The following is a 1,046-nucleotide window of genomic DNA, read 5'->3' as shown; positions in this document are numbered from 1 at the left end:
GTAGGGGTTCGACGAACCCATCGACTTGGCGACCACGTCATGCATGCCGAGCGTCTCGAAGACGGCGCGCATTGGGCCACCCGCGATGATGCCGGTACCCTGCTTGGCGGCGCGCAGCAGAACGCGTCCGGCGCCCCAGCGGCCCTCGACGTCGTGATGCAGCGTGCGGCCCGAGCGCAGCGGCACGAAAATCATGTCGCGCTTGGCCGACTCGGTCGCCTTGCGGATCGCCTCCGGCACTTCGCGCGCCTTGCCGTGGCCGAAGCCGACGCGGCCCTTCTGGTCGCCGACGACGACGAGAGCGGCAAAGCCGAAGCGACGGCCGCCCTTCACCACCTTGGCGACGCGGTTGATGTGGACGAGCTTGTCCACCATACCGTCGTCGCGCTCTTCGCGCTCACGCTCGCGGCCGCGGCCGCCTTCCCTACGTTCCTGTGCCATGTCCTAGTCCTTGTTCTTTTCCGGAAGCACGGGTTGCTGAAATGCCGGCGCCATCTTTGGGTCGCAGGCGGTGAAAATCAGAAGCTAAGCCCACCCTCGCGGGCGGCCTCGGCCAGCGCCTTGACGCGGCCATGATAGATGTAGGCGCCACGGTCGAAGACGACTTCCTTGACGCCGGCCTTCGCGGCGCGCTCGGCGATCAGCTTGCCGACAGCAGCAGCGGCAGCGGTGTCGGCGCCGGTCTTGAGCGAACCCTTGAGGTCCTTCTCCAGCGTCGAGGCGGCGGCCAGCGTGCGGCCCTGCGCGTCGTCGATGACCTGGACGTAGATGTTCTTCGAGGTGCGGTGCACCGAGAGACGCGGACGCGCGCCGGCGACCTTCTTGAGCTGGCGGCGCACGCGCTGCGCGCGGCGCTGGGTGATTTCTTTCGGGCTTGCCATGATGTCTGTTCCTTGCCTTCAGAGAACGGGGGCGACCCTGTGCGGTAGGCCAAGCCTCCCGCGGCCGCTCCCCGCGGCGTTACACTTCTCGGGCTTGGCCCTTTCCGAAAAGTCTGCAACTTTTCGGGGCCAAGCCTATTACTTCTTCTTGCCTTCCTTGCGGAC

2 protein-coding genes are annotated in these 1,046 nt (G+C 66.7%); both read right to left on the bottom strand.

Annotated features, from left to right (window positions below; genetic code table 11):
• Positions 1-441, bottom strand: a 441-nt coding sequence (rpsE, locus tag EOA29_RS37595) for a 30S ribosomal protein S5 (RefSeq protein ID WP_127222470.1), incomplete at its 3' end; no start/stop codon positions are given.
• A gap of 77 nt (positions 442-518) precedes the next feature.
• Positions 519-881: a 50S ribosomal protein L18 gene (gene rplR / locus EOA29_RS37590; protein ID WP_126094105.1), complete on the bottom strand. Its 363-nt coding sequence runs from the start codon at positions 879-881 to the stop codon at positions 519-521.
• Positions 882-1,046 lie beyond the last annotated feature (165 nt).

The organism is Mesorhizobium sp. M1E.F.Ca.ET.063.01.1.1 (assembly GCF_003998155.1).
In the GTDB taxonomy this organism is placed as follows: Bacteria; Pseudomonadota; Alphaproteobacteria; order Rhizobiales; family Rhizobiaceae; genus Mesorhizobium.
The sequence above is the reverse complement of the archived record's forward strand: the minus strand, read 5'-3'. Positions and strand labels throughout refer to the sequence as shown.

Coding starts and splice junctions, on each gene's coding strand:
- rplR (WP_126094105.1), bottom strand. CDS start 881: ATGGCAAGCCCGAAAGAAATCACCCAGCGCCGCGCGCAGCGCGTGCGC.